This is a genomic window from Microbacterium aurantiacum (assembly GCF_002872075.1).
In the GTDB taxonomy this organism is placed as follows: Bacteria; Actinomycetota; Actinomycetes; order Actinomycetales; family Microbacteriaceae; genus Microbacterium; species Microbacterium aurantiacum_A.
Map to the genome: position 1 here is coordinate 750,949 of NZ_PGGU01000016.1, position 20,335 is coordinate 771,283.

The window sequence follows — 20,335 nt, forward strand, 5'->3', positions numbered from 1 at the left end:
AGACAACAGCCGTGTCGAACCTCGCCGTCCTGAGCCTCAAGAACCGCGCTCTCATCGCTCTCATCACGATCGTCGCGGCCGTCTTCGGCGGACTCGCACTGACGAGCCTCAAGCAGGAGCTCATCCCGTCGCTGGAGCTGCCCAACCTGGTGGTGATGACCACCTATCCCGGGGCCTCGCCCGAGGTCGTCGAGAACGACGTCTCCACGCCCATCGAATCGGCGATCCAGGGTGTGCCCGGGCTCGAATCGACGACGGCGACGAGCACGACGAACGCATCGATCGTTCAGGCCACGTTCGCGTACGGGACGAACCTCGCGACAGCCGAGCAGAAGATCCAGCAGGCGATCAACAGGATCTCGCAGCAGCTCCCCGAAGATGTGAGCCCGCAGGTGCTCGCCGTGGCTATCGACGACTTCCCCGTCATCCAGGTCGCGGTGACCGGCTTCGACGACGCCGAGAACGCCCAGGCCGAACTCGAGAGCGTCGCGATTCCCGAGCTCGAAGACGTCGACGGCGTCAACGCCGCGCAGATCGTCGGCGGTCTCGGCCAGCGGATCACGATCACCCCCGACGTCGCCGCGCTCGCCGCGCAGCGGCTCAGCACCCAGGCCATCAGCCAGGCGCTGCAGCAGAACGGCACGCTGTTCCCCGGCGGCGCCATCACCGAGAACGGCCAGACGCTCACCGTGCAGACGGGCGCGAAGATCACCTCGGTCGAGGAACTCGCTGCCCTCCCTCTCGTCGGCTCGGCCGCGACGATCGGCGACGTCGCGACGGTCGTGCAGGAATCCGACCCGGTCTCCTCCATCTCCCGCGTCGACGGCAAGGATGCGCTGTCGATCTCGATCACCAAGCTCCCGGCGGCGAACACCGTCGAGGTCTCGCAGGGCGTGCTCGCGGCGCTCGACGAGATCGGCGAGGCGTTCCCTGACGCCGAGTTCACGGTGATCTTCGACCAGGCGCCGTTCATCGTGCAGTCGATCGAGACGCTCGCGACCGAGGGCCTGCTCGGACTCGCGTTCGCGGTCATCATCATCCTCGTCTTCCTGCTCTCGATCCGGTCCACGCTGGTGACGGCGATCTCGATCCCGACATCGGTGCTGATCACCTTCATCGGCCTGCAGGCCTTCGGCTACTCGCTGAACATCCTCACGCTCGGCGCGCTCACGATCGCGATCGGACGCGTCGTGGACGACTCGATCGTCGTCATCGAGAACATCAAGAGGCACTACGTCGGCGATGCCGACAAGGGCGATGCGATCCGGCTCGCGGTGCGCGAGGTCGCCATGGCCGTGACCTCCTCGACGATCACGACCGTCGCCGTGTTCCTGCCGATCGTGTTCGTCGGCGACATGGTCGGCGAGCTCTTCCGCCCGTTCGCGGTGACGGTTTCGATCGCGATGATCGCGTCGCTGCTCGTCTCGCTCACGATCGTGCCTGTGCTCGCCTACTGGTTCCTCCGGCCGGGCAAGGAGCTGCTCGACGAGCAGGGCAGGGTCATCGATCCGGAGCACCCGGATGCTCCGCCGACACCGCTGCAGCGCATGTACCGCCCGATCCTGGGCTGGACGCTCAAGCATTCGGTGGTGACCGTGATCCTCGCCGTCATCGTGCTGGGTGCGACCCTCGCGGCAGCCCCCCTGATGAAGGTCAACTTCCTCAGCGACTCCGGGCAGAACACGATGCGCGTCACGCAGGACCTCGGTCCGACCGCGAGCCTGGAGGCGAAATCCGACGCGGCGATCGCCGTCGAAGAGGCGCTGCTCGGCGTCGACGGCGTCGAGCACGTGCAGGCCTCGATCGGCTCGAGCGGCTCCGCGCTGCGCGACGCGTTCTCCGGAAGCGCCGGGGTCACGTACTCGGTCCTCACCGACGGCGATGCCGACCAGGAGGCGTTGCGCGCCGAGGTGCAGAAGGCGATCGGCGATCTCGACGACGTCGGCGACGTGTCGGTCGCCGCGTCAGCGGGCTTCGGATCGAGTGACATCGCGATCTCCGTCACGGCGTCGAACTCCGAGGATCTCGCGGATGCCACGTCCGCTGTGATGGAGGAGCTGAAGGGCGGAGACGGAATCGGTACCGTCACCGACAACCTCGCGGCGTCGCTGCCGTACATCGCCGTCGTGGTGGATCGTGCCGCCGCGGCGGAACGCGGACTCTCCGAGGTCGCCGTCGGCTCCATCGTGTCGAACACGATGCGTCCGTCACAGCTCGGCTCGATCGAGATCGGCGACACGGCGCTGACGGTCTACCTCGCCGCATCCGAGCCCCCCGCGACGGCCGATGCGCTGCGTGCGCTCAGCATCCCGACGCCGCTCGGGGTCGTGCAGCTGCAGGACATCGCCACCGTCGAGGAGCGCAACGGGCCCACCTCCATCTCCACGGAGCAGGGCCGCCGCACCGCCACGATCACGGTGCCCCCGACGTCCGACAACCTGGCGGTCGCCACGGCGACGGTGAACGAGGCGCTCGCCGCGGTCGAACTGCCCGACGGGGCATCCGCCGCCGTCGGCGGCGTCGCCACCCAGCAGGCCGACTCGTTCTCGCAGCTGGGACTGGCGATGCTCGCCGCGATCCTGATCGTCTACGTCGTCATGGTCGCGACGTTCAAGTCGTTGCGCCAGCCGCTGCTGCTGCTCGTCTCGGTGCCGTTCGCGGCGACGGGTGCGATCCTGCTGCAGATCGTGACCGGTGTACCCCTCGGCGTGGCATCGCTCATCGGCGTCCTGATGCTCATCGGTATCGTGGTGACGAACGCCATCGTCCTCATCGACCTGGTGAACCAGTATCGGGAGAAGGGGCTGTCGACCGCCGAGGCGGTGATGGCCGGTGGAGAGAAGCGTCTGCGCCCGATCCTGATGACGGCACTCGCGACGATCTTCGCCCTCACGCCGATGGCGCTCGGCATCACCGGACACGGTGGATTCATCTCGCAGCCGCTGGCGATCGTCGTGATCGGCGGTCTCATCTCCTCGACCGTGCTCACCCTCATCGTGCTGCCCACGCTGTACAACCTCGTCGAGGGTGCGCGCGAGCGGCGCAGGGCGAAGAGGGTGGGCGACGGTGACAGCGCGACGGACGACGCTCGGGACGGAGCGGATGCCGCGGCATCCGCATCCGCAACGGAACAGCACCACCCGCTGACCCGGCGCGAACTCCGGGAGCACCCGGTGGAGTAGTCCTTCGTCGTCCGAAATCAGGACGACGGCTCCAGATCCGGAAGAATCCAGCGATTTCTTCCGGATCTGGAGCCGTTCTCCTGTTCTGGGGCGCGCTGGCGCGGGTCGGGGCGACCGTCAGCCCAGCTCGATACCCCAGTGCAGACTCCAGCTCTCGCCGGGGGCGAGCCGGCGAACGCCGAGTCCGCTGTTGAACGCGTCGGCGGGCGCGGTCATCGGCTCGATCGCGACGGCGAGCTCCTGTCCCGGGTAGCCGGTGCTCGTGTAGACCTGCACATAGTCGAAGCCCTCGCCCTGCCACAGCGTGACGCGACGGCCGTCCGGCGCGGTGAGCGAGTGGCGCACGCGGCCATCCGCGTCGCGGTCCAGGTCGGCGAAGCCGGTGTCGAGGGTCACATCGCCGAGGCGCACCCCGTCGCGCAGCGCTCGGTCCGCCGGACGGGTCCCGGTGGGGAGCATCCGCTCGTCGGTGACGAAGGCGGTGCCTGCGGCGACCCGCAGGGTCAGCTCATGCGGATCGACATCGCCGATCGTGACGAAGGGATGCGTTCCGAGTGCCACCGGTGCGGGCGCGGCCGACTGGTTGGTGAGGACATGGATGACCTCGATGCCCGCGTCGGTCAGCAGATAGGTGACCGAGGTCTCGACCAGGTACGGGTAGCCGGTCTGCGGCACGATCGTCGCGCGCAGCGTGGCCGCGGCATCCGTCCGATCGATCTCGTAGGCGCTGAAGCGGAGCAGTCCGTGGCTGGCATTGTTCTTCGCCGGCTCGCTGATGGCGAGCTGGCGTTCGGTGCCGTCGTCGTTCCAGCGGCCGTCCCGCACGCGATTCGGCCACGGCGTCAGTACCACGCCGGAGCAGGACGGCGTCGGCGCGTCTTCCGGGTACGGCGGCACGAGGTCGACGGCGCCGACGGTGAGGGAGCGGAGGGATGCTCCGACCTGCGAGATCTGCGCGGAGACGTCGCCGCGACGAAGGTGCACCTGGGTGCCGGTGGGGGAGTACGTGGTCACCACGTCATCGTACGGGGAGGATTCTCAGGTGGATCGGCTAAACTTGTTCGGTCGGCTTCGGACACCCGCGCAGAGCGCGGACGTTTTTGTGTAAGAAGTGTGAGTCCAGGGGCCGATGGTGAGCGTCGATCGACGCAAATCAACCATCACATGAATGGCCCCGGCCGCTGACAGTCCGGACCCCGAGCTTTGTCGTGATCTCTCGATGAGGCGCAGGGTGCTCGCGCGCGTGCGCAGCGCTGTTCTCGTGCGAGAACCCAGAAGGACATACCCATGCCCAAGAACAAGAAGCCCCAGGGCGGGCGGCCCGCTCGCAACTTCGAGCCGCGCTTCGGCGCCAAGAAGACCTCGTTCCATGACCGCCACAACGGCGGCGCATCGCGCGACGGCGAGCGCGGCGGACGGGCGGATGCCGGTTCGCGTTCGTCCTCTCCCTCTGCCGGCGGCTACGACAGCCGTCCAGGCAGCCGCAGCTCCGGACACCGTGGTTACCGCCCCGCAGAGGCCGAGTCGGGTGCGCCGAAGCAGCGCTGGAGCGCGCAGGAGCGCGCCGGCCGCGACGAAGCCCGCAGCATCCGCAACCGCGCCGAGTCCGGTCGCCGCGAGGCACCGCACCACCGCGACGAGCGTCCGCGCACCGCGGGCGGCTCCGACCGTCCCCGTTTCACCGACCGTCCCGCCGCAGGCACGGCCCGTCGCTTCGACGACCGTCCGCGTCGCGATGACCGCGGCTTCGGCGATCGCCCGCGCCAGGACGGCCGCGGACAGCGTTCGTCGAACGGCGCCGGGACTTATCGCAGCAGCGGTGATGCCCGCCAGCGGTTCGATCGGAACTCCAACGACCGTGCGCGTCCGACCGGCGCAGGCACCTACCGCGACGATCGCCCGCGTCAGGACGACCGCGGCTTCGGCGATCGCTCGCGTCAGGACGACCGCGGACAGCGCTCGTCGGGTGGTGCCGGGAGCTACCGCACCGGCGGCGACGCCCGCCCGCGCTACGACCGGAGTTCGACCGAGCGTCCGCGTTTCGACCGCGACGAGCGTCCGAACCGTTCCACCGGTCGCGACGACCAGCCGAACCGTTCGTTCGACGGCGACCGCGCCCGTCGTGCCTTCGATCGCGACCGGCTGAACCGTTCGTACGATGCACGCGACGAGCGCCCCCGCGCCGGCGACCGGACCTCGACCGATCGTCCGCGCTTCGATCGCGATGCCCGTCCGAACCGTGATGACCGCGGCGGCGAGCGCAGCCGTCCGTCGACGGGTGGCGCGTACCGCACCGAGCGTCCGCGCTTCGATCGCGACGCCCGTCCGAACCGCGATGATCGCGGCACGGACCGCCCGCGCTTCGACCGCGACGAGCGCCCGCGTCGTGACGCGGGCGACCGTCCGCGTCGTGAGGACCGCCCGGCACGTGATGACTGGAACAAGACGTCCAAGCCGAAGACCGAGCACACCGAGGATGTCGTGCACGAGCGGCTCGAGGCGCAGTCCGTCGCCGCCGTCGCCGTGGACGGGGTCTCCTTCGCCGATCTCGGCCTCGGCTCGAACATCGTCGAGACGCTGAAGGACATGGGCGCGGCTTCGCCGTTCGCGATCCAGGCCGCCAGCATCCCGGCCGTCCTCGAGGGTCGCGATGTGCTCGCCCGTGGCCGCACCGGCTCCGGCAAGACCATCGCCTTCGGCGCGCCGCTCGTCGAGAACGTCCTGAAGTCGCAGGCCGGCAAGCGTCGCGAGTTCGGCCGCTCCCCGCGGGCGATCATCCTCGCGCCGACGCGCGAGCTCGCTCTGCAGATCGACCGCACCATCCAGCCGATCGCGCGCAGCGTCGGCCTGTTCACCACGCAGATCTACGGCGGCGTGCCGCAGGGACGCCAGGTGGGTGCGCTGAAGAAGGGCGTCGACATCATCATCGGCACCCCCGGCCGCGTCGAGGACCTCATCAACCAGGGCAAGCTCGACCTCTCCGACTGCCGCATCGCGGTGCTCGACGAGGCCGACCACATGTGCGAGCTCGGCTTCGTCGAGCCCGTGCAGCGCATCCTCCGCCACACCGCCGAGGGGAGCCAGAAGCTGCTCTTCTCGGCGACGCTCGACCGTGAGGTGGCGGCGCTCGTCGACGAGTTCCTGGTGGACCCTGCCGTCTTCGAGGTCGCCGGCGAGGACCAGGATTCCAGCACGATCGAGCACCGTGTGCTCGTGATCGAGCACCGCGACAAGGCGGAGATCCTCACCTCGCTCGTCGACCGTGCAGGCAAGACCCTCGTCTTCGCCCGCACACGTGCGTACGCCGACATGCTCGCCGAGCAGTTCGACGACGCGGGGATTCCCGCGGTCTCGCTGCACGGCGATCTCAACCAGGCCAAGCGCACGCGCAACCTCGAGCGTCTCACCTCGGGTCGCGTGAACGTGCTCGTTGCGACGGACGTCGCGGCCCGCGGCATCCACGTCGACGACATCGACCTGGTCGTTCAGGCCGATGCTCCGGATGAGTACAAGACCTACCTGCACCGCTCCGGCCGTACCGGCCGCGCGGGTCGCTCCGGCCGCGTGGTCACGCTGATCACCCGTCAGCGGCAGCGACGCATGACCGAGCTGCTCGAGCGCGCCGAGATCGACGCGCCGTTCGAGAACGCGCGTCTCGACGACGACATCCTCGAGGAGATCACCGGCCGGGCGCCGAGCGCGGCCGATCTCACGGCCTGACCGATCAGGACGCGCTGATCTGCTAAGAATGTCGCTAGGAGTTCTGGGGGCGGCCGATGGCCGCCCCCAGAATGCTGATCGCCTTCCCGTGCGTCGTCGATCATGTGAGCTGTGACCGTTGACCGGGGGGATTCAGAATGAGCGTGGTACGACCGAGCGCACTTGCGCGGACGCGCACTGCCGGAGCCGTCATCATCACCGTCGTCCTCGCCTCGCTGCTCGCGGCGTGCGTCACTCCGCCCGCGCCGGAGCCGACGTCGGCGGCCACCTCGACCCCGACGCCCACGCCGCCGGCGAACTCGCTCACCGCGCTGCGGATCACAGAGATCACCGAGCAGCAGTGCCCGGCCACGGTCACCGCTGACGTGCTCAGTGAGCTCCCGGAGACGGCGGCGAACGCCATCGACTTCCTGGCCGGCTCAGCGCAGTGCGGCCTGATCGGTCTGGTCACGCAGGCTCCGGCGCACGCGCCGACCTTCGTCTCGCCCCTGCAGTACACCGCGCCGTGCACGACCGCGGCCATGGTCACGGTCTGGGCGCACTACGACGACGACCTGATCTTCGGCAACCCGACGATCGCGAACGCGATCGCCGCGGGCCAGTGCGTCCGCACGCTCTTCATCACGGGCTCCGACGCCGGAAAGGGAGCAGAGTACGCGACGAACCGCGAAACCGGCATCCGCGCCGCCTACGACGTCATCCGCGGCGCCACCGGCGAATGGCTCGACACGACGGTGACGCTGCGCAGCGGCCTCACCGTCACCTCGACCGCACCGGTGGGTGACAACCGGGTCGCCCTCCTGTTCGTACGGCTGCCCGACGGGGGTCTGGACGCGTACGGTTTCCCGGCCACGGGAAACCAGGCGCTGCCCCAGCTCCTCTCCGGCGCAGTCGCCTCGATGACGACGATCGACGCCGGCCGTGAGGTCACGCTGGCCGCCCTCGAGGGTGGCATCTCGGAGATGGTGACGGCGTACGCGCCGCAGGCGGTGCTCGCGCACATGACATCGCTCTCGCCGCTCTCCGAGGGCGATCACCCCGACCACTCGGCGACCGGAAGGCTCGTCTCGAACCTCGTCGACCAGGGCCTGATCAGCAGCCCGACGGTGCAGTACGCCGTCGGGTACCCGAGCGAGTGGAAGGGCGTGAACCTCGGAGGCGAGGAACTGCAGCGCAAGCTCGACGCGTTCGCCGCGTACGCCTCCCACGACTCGGTGCTGGCGTCGAAGTGCTCCGGAGCCCAGGGCTGCCTCGGGGTGCACAAGTTCGGTGCCTGGTTGCAGCGGCAGTACCTGGTCGCGGATGCAGAGGTCGTTCGTCCCTGAGGAACGAACGGAGTCGCGACTACTCGAGTCGGTGCTCGTGGACCGCAGAGGTGAGCGTCGTGCCGTTCAGATCGAGGTACAGCTCGCGTTCCGTGACCGAGAGCGTGAGGGTGTTGCGCCGCTCGATCTCGCGCACGGCGGAGTCGATGAAGCCGGGATCGAAGCTGTGCAGGGTGAGCGCTTCCGACTGATGGATACGCTTTCCGGCCCATGGCGCCATCACTTTGGCGGGATCGCGGTGGGTGTATACGGTGATGCGGTCGGCGAGCTTGCTGCCGTGGTGCAGCCGTTCGGCATCGGGAGCTCCGATCTCGATCCAGGTGAGGATCCGCCCGGTGAGATCGCGCACCAGCACGGCGGGTTCGTCGGTGGATGAGATGCCGTCGCCGAAGGTGATCCCCTCGGCGTACTCGAGGCAGTACGCGAGCACGCGGGTGAGCATGTACGCATCGGTCTCGGACGGATGCCGTGCCACACGGAGCGTGAAGTCGTCGTAGACGCCGCGGTCCATATCGGCGAGTTGCACGGTGAACGTGTGGATCATTGCGCCGATAGCCATAACCGTCGAGCCTACGCGCTCGCCGCCGCCCGCTGAGCCGCCAGGAAAGTCAGAACAGCATCGGCTGGACGGGGGCGGATGCCGCCACGGGTGCCGCCCGCGCCTGCATCCGCCGGGGCGGAGTCACGTCGTCCTCGTCTCGGCCGTCCAGGCCGTGCGCGCGGATGAGCGGGCGGACGCGTTTCGCGAGCCACTGCCGGTACGCCTTCGGTGCGACGGATGCCGTCCCCGGGTACAGGCCGTTGTAAGAGGAGAGAAGGTCCGGGCGGAACTCGCCGAGCCACTGCAGGAACCACGGCTTCACTCCCGGACGCAGGTGGAGGGCTCCGTAGATGACGTACGCGGCACCGGACGCCTTGATGCGCCGCAGTGCCTCGTCGATCGCCGCGACCGAATCGGTGAGGTGCGGCAGGACCGGCATCAGGAAGACCCCGACGCGGAACCCGGCATCCGCGAGTGCCCTGACGGTGTCCAGACGTGCCTGAGTGCTGGGCGTGCCGGGCTCGATCGCCTTCTGCAGATCGTCGTCGTACATCGCGATCGACATCTGCACGTCGACGGCCACACGTTGCGCGGCCTTCACGAGCAGCGGGATGTCGCGCCGGATCAGCGTGCCTTTGGTCAGCACCGAGAACGGAGTGCCCGATGCGGCGAGCGTCTCGATGATCCCCGGCATCAGCGCGTAGCGCCCCTCCGCCCGCTGATACGGATCGGTGTTCGTGCCCAGCGCGACGAGCTCATGATTCCAGCTGCCGCGACGGAGCTCCTTCTGCAGGACCTCGACGACGTTGACCTTGACGACGATCTGCGAATCGAAGTCCCCGCCTCCGTCGAGGTCGAGATACTCGTGCGTGCCGCGGGCGAAGCAGTAGGTGCAGGCGTGGCTGCATCCGCGATAGGGGTTGATCGTCCAGCTGAACGGCATCCGCGAGCCGCCGGGCACGCTGTTCAGCGCCGACTTGCTGAGCACCTCGTGGAACGTCATTCCCGCGAACTCGGGCGTCGTAACCGAGCGGAGGATGCTGGTGCGATCCTCCAGCCCGGGCAGCGCGGCGTCATCCACATCTCCGACCTTCTGTCCTTGCCAGCGCATACTCCATACGAACATAGGAACGAAGGTCTGTCAACCAGGATGAGTATCTATGTTCGATCATGTTCGATGGGGGAGAATGGAGCCATGTACGCCGCCCCGCAGCCACAGCATGCGGCGTCGCGATCCCCGATCCAAGGACCCGCACTCCCCATCGGCCTGGCGATCACCGCGCTCGGTGCGCTGCTCTCCTTGGCCGGCGCCTCCGACGCGTCGACATCTGCGGCCGAGCAGCCGGAGCCGATCGTCGTGGTGGAGGTTCCGGCGGTCGACACCGCAGCGACGCCCGCGGCCGATCCGTGCGCAGACCCGGCGGTGCAGCAGGCGCTGACGGTGGGAGACGATGCGGCGACGGTGGCCGGATTCGGCGGGGGTGAGGAGTTCCGCGCAGCGGTGGTCGCGGGCAACGCTCCGTGCATCGCCCTGGATGACCCTGCCCGCAGCTGGGTCGTCGTGAACAAGGCCCGGCCGCTGGTGCCGATGGATTTCACTCCGGCCGCTCTCGTGCAGATGCCCCTGCAGGTCACGACGAGCGCCGGACTGGCCCGGCCCGAAGTGGCCGCCGCGGCGGGCGAGATGGCGCAGGCTGCGAATGCCGCCGGCGCCGGGCAGCTCGGCGCGAACAACGGCTATCGCTCGTACGGGCTGCAGGTGGCCAACTACGATTCGCAGGTGCGGGAGCTCGGACAGGCGGAGGCTGATGCCGGGTCGGCCCGTCCGGGTCACAGCGAGCATCAGACCGGGCTCGCGCTGGACGTCGTCGCGTGCGGGGACGGCTGCGGAGGGATCGACGCTTTCGGCGGTACCGCTCAGAGCGAGTGGGTGGCCGCGCACAGCTGGGAGCACGGGTTCATCGTGCGGTACGAGACGGTCGGTGTCGGGGCGACCGGGTACGAGCCAGAGCCCTGGCATATCCGCTACATCGGCGTCGAGCTGGCGGCGGCATATCACCACGGCGGGTTCCACACGCTCGAGGAGTTCTTCGGCCTCCCGGCCGCTCCCGACTACCCGCACTGAGCGCCATTCCCGACACCGTCGGGCCTGTCCTGCGGCATCCCACAATCACGGTACCCAGTCTCACCTTTTGTGGAATGCATTCTCACAATCGCTGCCGCCTCGACCACCTGCCGACATAGAATCACCGGAGCGAAGACGCACGGACACGTTCGGGAGGACGGCATGCAACGCGACATCTATGAAGAGGATCACGAGGCGTTCCGCGACCTCGTCAAGGAGTTCGTCAAGCGCCACGTGAGCAACGAGGCGATCGAGAAGTGGGATGCGGCTGGTGAGATCGACCGCGACACCATGCGTGCCGCGGGTGAGGCTGGGCTCATCGGATTGTCGGTCCCCGAGGAGTTCGGCGGCGCGGGGATGCTGCAGGACTACCGCTTCCGCACCATCGTCATGGAGGAGGTCATCGCGGCCGGCGCAGGTTCGCTCGCCGGCGCCTTCGGCATCCAGGACGACCTGGCCGTTCCCTACTTCGTGCACATGGGGACGCAGGAGCAGAAGGAGAAATGGCTGCCCCGGATGGCGACCGGCGAGGTGCTCGGCGCGCTCGCCATGACCGACCCGGGGGCGGGCTCCGACCTCCGCGGCATCAAGACCAACGCGAAGAAGGTCGACGGCGGCTACATCCTCAACGGTGCGAAGACGTTCATCTCCTCCGGTTCGACGGCCGACGTCGTCGTGACGTTCGTGAAGACCGGCGAGGGAAACCGCCCTGACGCCTTCAGCCTGCTGCTCGTGGAGAAGGGCATGGAGGGCTTCGATCAGGGCAAGAAGCTCAGCAAGATGGGCTTCCACGGCTGGGACACCGCTGAGCTCAGCTTCACCGACGTGTTCGTGCCCGACGAGAACCTGATCAGCGGCAAGGAGGGGCAGGGGTTCATCCAGCTGATGCTGAACCTGCCGCTCGAGCGCCTGTCGATCGGCGTCGCGGCGGCCGCGGCCGCGCAGGCGGCTCTGGACTGGACCGTCGCGTACACGAAGGACCGTGAGGCGTTCGGCGAGCGCATCGCCGACTTCCAGAACACCCGCTTCCGGCTCGCGGACATGTCGGCGACCATCGACGCGATGTGGGCCTACGTCGACCGGGCTCTGCTCGCCTACAAGGACCAGAAGCTCACCGCGGAAGATGCCGCGAAGCTCAAGTTCTGGACGACGGAGCGCGAGTGGGAGGTGCTCGACACCGGCGTGCAGCTGCACGGCGGCTACGGCTACATCATGGAGTACCCGATCGCACGGGCCTTCACCGACGCTCGCGTGCATCGCATCTACGGTGGCACGAACGAGATCATGCGCGACCTCGTCGGACGTCAGATCGTCGGCAAGCGCTGAGCCGAACGCCCAGAGGACCCCGGATGCCTGCATCCGGGGTCCTCTGGCGTCTGCCGATCGGGCGAGCGGTCAGGCCCGCCGTGCGCGCCCGCCGACTCCCGCCTTGCGGAGGCGATCCGCGATGAGGATGCCGAGGGCGGTCGACCCCACGCAGCTCGCCAGCGTGATCGCGAAGAACGCCACTTGCACGCCGACGCTCATCGAGCCGAGATCGAACGACGCCCACGCGAGCACCGGATAGACGATGCCGACGATGGCGGCACCGAGGTAGTGCAGCCATGTGCCCCAGTAGCGCCAGATCACGAACAGGAACGGCAGCTCGGTGAACGCCGCCCACCACAGGTTCGTGAGCACGCTGCTGAAGCCGTAGCCGGAGAACGGCACGATGACGAGCCCGGCGAGCAGACCGACGAGGATCCCGACCAGCGGGCGCTTCAGCAGCCGGAGCGCGATCACGGAGGGCAGCATCCAGAGCCCTGCCAAGGCGACGCTCACGAACGGCAACCCCGCGAACAGGATGGTCGAGATCCAGTTCGCCGGCGCGAGCAGCAGGCCGCCGGCCACCCCGAGCGCTGCGCAGGTCAGCAGGATCGCGGTCGGGATGCGGAACCGGCCCGCCGCTCCCGTGCGAGGTTGAATATCCAGCGCGGAGGGCGCTGCGGGGTGCGTTTCCGACCCCGCATGGACATAGGGATTCGTTCCCGGCGACGCCGCGGCCTGCTCGGCGGCGTCCAGCCCGCTCATACCAGCGGCTCCGCGGCGGCCTCGCGTGCCGTCTTCGATGCGGGAGAGGACGCCCCGACCTTCCAGTAGCCGCAGAAGCTGACCTGGTTCTTGTCGACGCCGCGCTCCCCGACGAGGTGCTTGCGGACTCCGCTGGCGAGGGACTGCTCGCCGGCACCATAGGCGTGGAACGGCGCGTCCGGCAGCGCGAGCTCGCGGAGGCGGCCCAGCGCGAGGGCGCCCGGCGCGGCCCCGTCGGACCGCACGATCCAGACCACCTCGACGCCGGCCGGATGCGGGAACTCGAGCGCATCGTCCGTCGACGGCACTTCGATCACCGCGGTACCCGTGGCCGTGGCGGGCAGCGAGGTGCAGATCGACGCGATCGCGGGCAGCGCCGTCTCATCGCCGACGAGCACGACGCGGTCGGTGCCGCGCTGCGGGTTGAAGGTGAGACCCTCGTCGATGATCAGCACGTGCTCGCCGGGCTGGCAGGTCTCCGCCCACCGGGATGCGGGACCGGCGGTGCCATCGGCGGCAGACCCGTGCAGCACGAAGTCGACGTCGATCTCGGCGCCGCGGTCGCCGTCGGCGGGCCGGTAGGCGCGCACGCTGTAGTTGCGCATCACCGGACGCTCATCGTCGGGGATGCGCAGGAACTTCAGGTAGCCGAATATCTTGTTCGCCTTCGCGGGAACCCGGTCGAGCCCCGCCTCACCGGCGATCGGCAGGAACAGGCGGAACCACTGGTCGAACCCCATCGGGCGGAACTTCTCGACCTCTCCGTCGCCGAACGTGATCCGCACCCAGTGCGGGGAGAGCCGTTCGGAACGCAGCACGGTGAGGTGGATGAGCTCGGATGACTCGGGCTTGACGAGCTTGCTGAACGCCATGGGCGCCTCTCTCTCAGAAGGTGAAGATGATGAAGATCGCAGCGGATACCGCGAGGCACAGCGCGATGAAGACCCAGTCGCGTGCCCGGAACGGAACGAGGTGACGCTCGGTGCGCGTCGGATGGGCGCCGAACGCGCGGGAGTCCATCGCCAGGGCGACGCGCTCCGCGTGCCGGATGGCTCCGGCGAGCAGCGGAACGATGTATCCCCAGCCCCTGGCGATGCGCGCGAACGGTCCGCGTCCGCCGTGGTGACCCCGCACCCGGTGCGCCGCGCGGATGACGGCGAGTTCATGCCCGAACCTCGGTACGAACCGGAATGCCGCGAGTGCGGTGTAACCGATCCGGTACGGCACGCGCAGCTGCTGCACGCTCGCCCGCACCAGATCGGGTCCGGTCGTCGTCAGCCCGCCGATCAGGGCGAGCGCGACGATCGAGCCGAGGCGCAGTCCGGTCGCGAATCCGATCTCGAGTGCCCCGGCGTACAGGGTCCAGCCGCCGAGCTGCAGGACCGCCGCACTGTCGTCGACGCGCGCCGCATCCACCCACAGCGAGAACCCGATGCCGATCGCGACCATGCCGACGGGCAGCGCGAGAAGCAACAGCGCGGCCGTGCGGCGGCTGAGTCTGGCGCCGATGAAGATCACCGCGTAGGAGAGCACCAGGAAAGCCGTGGGTGTCGTGAGGTCGCGCACGAAGAGCAGCAGCAGCATCGCCGGCGCGACGCCGACAACCTTGGACAGAGGATTCAGAGCGTGCAGGAACTGCCGCGGCGCGGCAGCGGCCTGCGTGGCGTACGGATCGATGGCGGTGGCGCTCAATGCTCGCGGATCCTTCCGCGCAGCGCGGGTGGCAGCATCCGGTGCAGGGCGGGCAGGCGAAGGCCCGCGCCCGCGAACAGCTCGTCGTCGCGGAACAGATCGCCGGTGCGACCGGCCGCGCGCACACGCCCCTCAGCCATCACCACGGTATGCGTCGTGTGGTCGGCGACGAGCTGCAGATCGTGCGTGACGAGGACGATCGTGGTGCCTGCTTCACGCAGCGACTCGAGCAGGTCGAGCAGTTCGGACGCCCTCGCTCTGTCCTGCCCGAACGTGGGCTCGTCGAGGGCCAGAACGCGCGGCTGCGAGATCAGGGCGGTGCCCACCGACAGGCGGCGCTTCTCGCCCCCGGAGAGCAGGAACGGGTGGATGCCGGACTTGGCCTCGAGGCCGAACCGCGTGAGCATCCCCTGGACGCGTTCGGCGATCTCTGCATCCGATGCGCCCCGCAGTCTCAGGCCGTGGGCGAGCTCGTCGAAGACGGTGTGGGCGATGAACTGATGCTCGGGGTTCTGGAAGACGAAGCCGATGCGGGCGGCGAGATCGCGCGGCGAGGCTGTTCCGGCGTCCAGCCCGTCGACATCGACCTGATTCCTCGGCGGCGGGACGACTCCGGCCAGCGCTTGGATGAACGTGGTCTTGCCCGCGCCGTTCGCGCCGATGATCGCGGTGAGGCTGCCTGCGTGGATGTCGAGGTCGACGCCGTGCAGGATCTCGGTGCGACCGCGCCGGACGGTGAGGCCGCGGGCGCGGATGATCGGTGCCGTGTGCCCCTCCGCGCGGTACACCTGTCGGTCGAAAGTACAGATGTCGGTCGATTCGGGCGCTTTTCGACCTGCATCCGTACTTTGGGCATGCATCCGTACCATGCCCAGCGCGTCGGCCAGCTGTTCCGGCGTGATGGGGAGCGGGTCGAGGCGGATGCCGTCTGCTTCCAGTCGCCGCGCGGCGAGGGTTGCAGCCGGCAGCCACACGCCCATCTCGATCAACTCGTCCGTGTGCGCACGGATGATCTCGGCCGCGGGGCCGTCGAACGCGACGCGGCCGGCTCGGTCGAGCACGATCGCGCGCGTGACGAACTCCATCGCGGCGTCGAGGTTGTGCTCGACGAGCAGGATCGCCCTGTCGCCCTCGGCGACGACATCCGCCAGGGCGGCGTACACGTCGTCGATCCCCTGCGGGTCGAGATTGGCCGTCGGTTCATCGAGCACGATCAACGGCGAGCCGAGTGCCAGCGCGCACGCGATCGTCAGGCGCTGGCGCCCGCCGCCGGACAGGCGGTCGGGGTTCTCATCGCGTCGGTCCCACAGGCCGACGCGACGGAGCGAGTCCTCGACGCGGCGGCGCACCTCTTCGAGCGGCAACAGGAGGTTCTCCGGCCCGAACGCCACCTCGTCGTAGACCGTTCCGGTCACGATCTGGGCATCCGGATCCTGGAAGACCATCGCGACGTGTGTGCTCAGCACCGCCGTCGGAGTCGACGCCGTGTCGAGGCCGCCGGCTTCGACAGTGCCGGTCATGCTCGCCGGCAGCGCGTGCGGAATGAGCCCGTTCAGCGCGAGGGTGAGAGTGGACTTGCCTGAGCCCGACGGGCCGAGCAGCAGCACGACTTCGCCTGCAGTGATGTCGAAGCTGACGTCGCGCGGGGAGGGGTGCGCCGCGTCCGCGTGGGTGAGAGTGAGGTCACGCACGCGAAGCAGGGGCACGGATGGGCGCACGGCGGAGCCTCGGGTCGGCGGATCGAATACCGTTCCAACTTAGCGTAGCCTTACCTGATTTGCCATCCAGCGAGGACGACGCGGCAGTCCCCCGACGCGTCGACGCGCGGAGCAGCGAGCAAGCCGCGTCAGCGCCGAGCGACTCCGGCGCGGCGCAGGGCCGCACCGATCGCCAGTCCCACCGCGGTCCACAGGACCGGCCCGAGCACGGAGATCGTCAGGTACAGGATCTGCGCCCACGGCGCCATGACGGACAGATGGGCGGCGAAGTACACCACGACCGCGACGAAGATGCCGATCAGTGCTGCGGAGATGAAGAAGCGCCACGGCCCCCAGGAGCGATACCGGGTGAGCGCCGCGACGCCCTCCTGGATCGCACCGAACAGGAGCGCGGTGCCGAGGAAGCGCAGCGTCCACGCCGGGTTGAAGGCGCTGGCGATCAGGGCCGCGATCACGTGCGCGACCAGAGCGACGAGCGGCTGGCGGAGCACCTCCTGCGCGATGATGCCGGGCAGCACGTGCGAGCCGAGAACGAGCCCGTAGAGGAAGAAGGGACCGGCGAGGACGGGGATGGTCAGCCACCCGGCGATTCCGCCGAGGATGCCCGTGGCGACACCGATCGCCGCGCAGACCAGCAGCACTCGCGTGGACAGGGTGGAGGTGCGGGTCACTTCCTCAGCCTACTGGCGGCTCCTCGGGGCACGGCTCGCCGCCGGCCGGCGTCCTGGCCGGTGGTGCGGGTCGGCACTGGCCGTTCGTCTAGGTTTCCGCGCAGCGTCTGGTGCGTCTCCTGGACCCGCGGCTAAGTTGACGACGATGTGGCAACCCGGCCCCATCGTGATCATCGGGAGCAGTACATGGGTTCGACCCCACTCCGGATGGCAGCAGCCACGACCCTGGCTGCGCTGTTCATCGCTTCGACGGCAACCGCAGGCTACGCAGGAGTGGGGGAGGTGACACATCCCGTCCCCGTCGCAGGAACGCCGGGGCACTACATCGTCGTGATGAAGTCCGACCCGCTGGCCAGCTACACCGGAGACATCAACGGTCTCAAGGCGACGAAGCCCGATGCCGGTGGCCAGCTCGAGGCGCAGTCCGATGACGCGCAGCGATACGTGAAGCACCTGGAGAGCGAGCAGCAGAGCCTCGCAGAGCAGGTCGGAGTGACGCCAGACACGACCTATCAGGTCGTGCTCAACGGCTTCAGCGCTCAACTGACCGGCGAGCAGGTCGACAAGCTGCGCACCTCGAAGGACGTGTTCGGCGTCTTCCCCGACGAGATCCGCCACCCCGACGCGCAGAGCTCCACCGACTTCCTCGGACTCGGCGATGACAAGAAGGGCCGTGGCGGCGTCTGGCAGGAGACCGGCGGGGTCGGCAAGGCCGGCGAGGGCGTCGTGGTCGGCGTCATCGACACCGGTATCGCGCCGGAGCATCCCTCCTTCGACGGCAAGAAGCTGAAGAAGCAGAAGAAGCAGCAGAACCGCCACAAGGGAAACCAGCCCTACACCGACGGCACCTACGTCTACTTCGACAAGTCCGACGGCGGCCAGTTCCAGGCCGAGATGCTCGAGGCCCAGGACTGGGACAAGGGCGACTACTCCACCAAGCTCATCGGCGCCCAGTACTTCTCGGCAGGAGCCGCGGCGGCGGGCTTCGACTTCCAGTACGACTACCTGTCGCCGCGCGACGGCGACGGCCACGGTTCGCACACCGCGAGCACCGCTGCCGGCAACTTCGGCGTGGAGGCAGCCGTCGCCGGTGTCGACTTCGGCAAGGTCTCCGGTGTCGCCCCCGGCGCGAAGGTCGCGGCGTACAAGGCCTGCTACGTCGGCCCGGACACCACCGTCACCACCGACGACATCTGCGCGTTGAGCGACCTCGTCGGCGCGATCGACAAGGCCGTCGCGGACGGCGTCGACGTGATCAACTACTCGATCGGCGGCGGAGCAGCGTCCACCGTGCTCGCGCCCGAGGACATCGCTTTCCTGAACGCGGCGGCCGCCGGCGTGTTCGTCGCCGTCAGCGCGGGCAACGACGGCCCGGATCCGGCCACCGCCGATCACGCGTCGCCGTGGTACACCACCGTGGCGGCATCCACGATCCCGACGTGGGAGGGCACCGTCCAGTTCGACGGCTTCGAGGAGGCGGGCGCCTCGGTGAGCGTGCCGTTCGGCACCACGGTGCAGGGCCCCTCCATCTACGCGGGGGATGCGGCGGTGGTGGATGCCGTCGATCCTCAGCTGTGCATGCCCGGCACGCTCGACCCCGCGAAGGTCGCCGGCCACATCGTCGTCTGCGACCGCGGTGGCAACGCGCGCGCTGAGAAGTCGCAGGTCGTGAAGGAAGCCGGTGGCATCGGCGTCGTGCTGGTGAACGTGCCGGGTGGTGCGGACTCGCTCGACAACGACTTCCACGCCGTGCCGACCGTGCACCTGTCCTCGGTGCACCACGAGGCGGTGCTCGCCTACGTGCAGGGCGGGGTCGACCGCCCGATCACGCTCGTCGGCGAGAACACCACGGGCGAGGTCACGCCGGTGCCGCAGATCGCCGGCTTCTCCAGCCGCGGTCCGATGCTGGCCGACGGCAGCGACATCATGAAGCCCGATGTCACCGCCCCGGGTGTCGCGATCCTCGCGGCCGGCCACAACGCCGCCGGTGCGGAGCCGACGTTCGAGATCCTCTCCGGAACCTCGATGTCGTCGCCGCATGTCGCCGGCCTCGGCGCCCTGTATCTCGGTGAGCGTCCGAACGCGACGCCGGCTGAGGTGAAGTCGGCGATGATGACCACCGCCTACGACACCGTGCTGGCCGATGGCTCGGCGAACACGAACCCCTTCGAGCAGGGCGCAGGTCACGTCGACCCGACGCGCTACTTCGAGCCGGGCCTGCTGTACCTCAACGACGTCGCCGACTGGGCGGCCTTCATCGAGGGCAAGGGTCTCGCCGAGTTCGACGGCGTCGAGCCGGTCGACGGCAGCGACCTCAACATCGCGTCGATCTCGATCGGCTCACTGGCGAGTGCGCAGACGGTGACCCGCACGGTCACCTCGACCGAGGCAGGTGCGTTCACCGCATCCGTCGACGTTCCCGGTGTCGACGTGACCGTCGAACCCGCCACGCTGGAGTTCGGAGCCGCGGGCGAGACGGCGACGTTCACCGTCACCTTCGACAATCAGAGCGCACCGGTCGAGCAGTGGGCGACCGGCTCGCTCACGTGGTCGAGCGACGCGAACACGGTGCGTTCTCCGATCGCGGTGTTCCCCGTCACGGCGGATGCTCCGGCGGAGGTCACCGGAACCGGCGCCGACGGATCGACCGCGGTGGAGATCACGCCGGGCGTGGACGGCGAACTGCCGCTCAACCTGTCGGGTCTGACACCGTTCGAGCTGCTCGTCGACGAGGCCAACCCCGTCGAGGGGCATTCGGGGAACGAGAACTCGGGCGACGAGAACAAGGACGTCTCCTGGATCGTGACGGTGCCCGAGGGCACCACGCTTTCGCGGTTCGACCTCGACTCCTCGGATGATGAGGGCAGCGACCTCGACCTCACGGTCTTCCGTGTCGTGTCGCCGGACGACCTGCGCTACTACGAGCGCTGGGCGTCGGCGACCGGTTCCGCGGACGAGCAGGTCTCCGTGACCGCGCCGACCGCGGGGACGTACCTGGTCGTCGCGAACATGTACTCGACGACGGGGCCGATGACGTGGGACATGACCTACGCCAACGTCGTGCAGGGCGGAGAGGGCGCGTTCACTGCGACGCCGAATCCGATCGACGCCGTTCGCGGCGAGAAGACGAGTTACGAGCTCAGCTGGACCGGCCTCACCGCCGGCACCGACTACCTCGGCGTCGTGCAGTACGGCGACTCCGAGGTGCGCACCGTGGTGACGGTCGCCGCCGAGTAGCAGCATCCACCACGACGCCCCGCGGTCCACGGACCGCGGGGCGTCGTGCTGCCC

14 protein-coding genes are annotated in these 20,335 nt (G+C 68.9%); 6 read left to right on the plus strand and 8 right to left on the minus strand.

Annotated elements, in window-relative coordinates; translation table 11 throughout:
• The first annotated feature begins 11 nt into the window (after positions 1–11).
• The gene (locus CUR96_RS14385; protein WP_102193951.1) at positions 12–3,182 is read left to right on the plus strand and encodes an efflux RND transporter permease subunit; all 3,171 of its coding nucleotides are present in this window, start codon (positions 12–14) and stop codon (positions 3,180–3,182) included.
• Between the two features lie 117 nt (positions 3,183–3,299).
• On the opposite strand, the gene CUR96_RS14390 is transcribed toward CUR96_RS14385, so the two are convergent.
• Positions 3,300–4,196: an aldose 1-epimerase family protein gene (locus CUR96_RS14390; RefSeq protein WP_102193952.1), complete on the minus strand. Its 897-nt coding sequence runs from the start codon at positions 4,194–4,196 to the stop codon at positions 3,300–3,302.
• Between the two features lie 273 nt (positions 4,197–4,469).
• Between CUR96_RS14390 and CUR96_RS14395 the strand changes: the two genes are divergently transcribed.
• Together CUR96_RS14395 and CUR96_RS14400 are read left to right on the plus strand one after the other, a co-directional pair.
• Positions 4,470–6,902 carry a DEAD/DEAH box helicase gene (locus CUR96_RS14395; protein ID WP_102193953.1) on the plus strand — a complete coding sequence of 811 codons (2,433 nt, stop codon included), beginning with the start codon at positions 4,470–4,472 and terminating at the stop codon, positions 6,900–6,902.
• Between the two features lie 137 nt (positions 6,903–7,039).
• Entirely contained in the window at positions 7,040–8,227 is a 1,188-nt protein-coding gene (locus CUR96_RS14400; protein WP_102193954.1) for a PIG-L family deacetylase, read from the plus strand.
• Positions 8,228–8,246: 19 nt separating this feature from the next.
• On the opposite strand, the gene CUR96_RS14405 is transcribed toward CUR96_RS14400, so the two are convergent.
• Complete coding sequence (locus CUR96_RS14405; RefSeq protein WP_102193955.1) at positions 8,247–8,786, minus strand: YaeQ family protein; 540 nt, start codon at positions 8,784–8,786, stop codon at positions 8,247–8,249.
• A 49-nt stretch (positions 8,787–8,835) separates the two neighbouring features.
• The gene (locus CUR96_RS14410; protein ID WP_102193956.1) at positions 8,836–9,879 is read right to left on the minus strand and encodes an Rv2578c family radical SAM protein; all 1,044 of its coding nucleotides are present in this window, start codon (positions 9,877–9,879) and stop codon (positions 8,836–8,838) included.
• A gap of 84 nt (positions 9,880–9,963) precedes the next feature.
• Between CUR96_RS14410 and CUR96_RS14415 the strand changes: the two genes are divergently transcribed.
• Positions 9,964–10,893 (plus strand): M15 family metallopeptidase, encoded by a 930-nt coding sequence (locus CUR96_RS14415; RefSeq protein ID WP_102193957.1) that lies wholly within the window; start codon positions 9,964–9,966, stop codon positions 10,891–10,893.
• Positions 10,894–11,055: 162 nt separating this feature from the next.
• Entirely contained in the window at positions 11,056–12,219 is a 1,164-nt protein-coding gene (locus tag CUR96_RS14420) for an acyl-CoA dehydrogenase family protein (protein WP_102193958.1), read from the plus strand.
• A 69-nt stretch (positions 12,220–12,288) separates the two neighbouring features.
• Here the strand turns inward: CUR96_RS14420 and CUR96_RS14425 are convergent, their stop codons facing one another.
• The 5 genes from CUR96_RS14425 to CUR96_RS14445 form a co-directional block, all read right to left on the minus strand.
• Positions 12,289–12,963: an ECF transporter S component gene (locus CUR96_RS14425; RefSeq protein WP_102193959.1), complete on the minus strand. Its 675-nt coding sequence runs from the start codon at positions 12,961–12,963 to the stop codon at positions 12,289–12,291.
• Positions 12,960–13,835: a siderophore-interacting protein gene (locus CUR96_RS14430; RefSeq protein ID WP_102193960.1), complete on the minus strand. Its 876-nt coding sequence runs from the start codon at positions 13,833–13,835 to the stop codon at positions 12,960–12,962. The genes CUR96_RS14425 and CUR96_RS14430 overlap by 4 nt, the downstream gene beginning before the upstream one ends.
• A gap of 13 nt (positions 13,836–13,848) precedes the next feature.
• Positions 13,849–14,655, minus strand: a complete 807-nt coding sequence (locus tag CUR96_RS14435) for an energy-coupling factor transporter transmembrane component T (RefSeq protein ID WP_180969044.1) — start codon at positions 14,653–14,655, stop codon at positions 13,849–13,851.
• Complete coding sequence (locus CUR96_RS14440) at positions 14,652–16,373, minus strand: ABC transporter ATP-binding protein (RefSeq protein ID WP_102193961.1); 1,722 nt, start codon at positions 16,371–16,373, stop codon at positions 14,652–14,654. Before CUR96_RS14440 ends, CUR96_RS14435 begins: the two co-directional genes overlap by 4 nt.
• Before the next feature lie 128 nt (positions 16,374–16,501).
• Positions 16,502–17,044, minus strand: coding sequence for an ECF transporter S component (locus tag CUR96_RS14445; RefSeq protein ID WP_102193962.1), 543 nt, complete (start codon positions 17,042–17,044; stop codon positions 16,502–16,504).
• Between the two features lie 186 nt (positions 17,045–17,230).
• Between CUR96_RS14445 and CUR96_RS14450 the strand changes: the two genes are divergently transcribed.
• A complete protein-coding gene (locus CUR96_RS14450; protein ID WP_102193963.1) occupies positions 17,231–20,281 on the plus strand; it encodes a S8 family serine peptidase in 3,051 nt (1,016 codons plus the stop codon).
• The last annotated feature ends 54 nt before the right edge of the window (positions 20,282–20,335 follow it).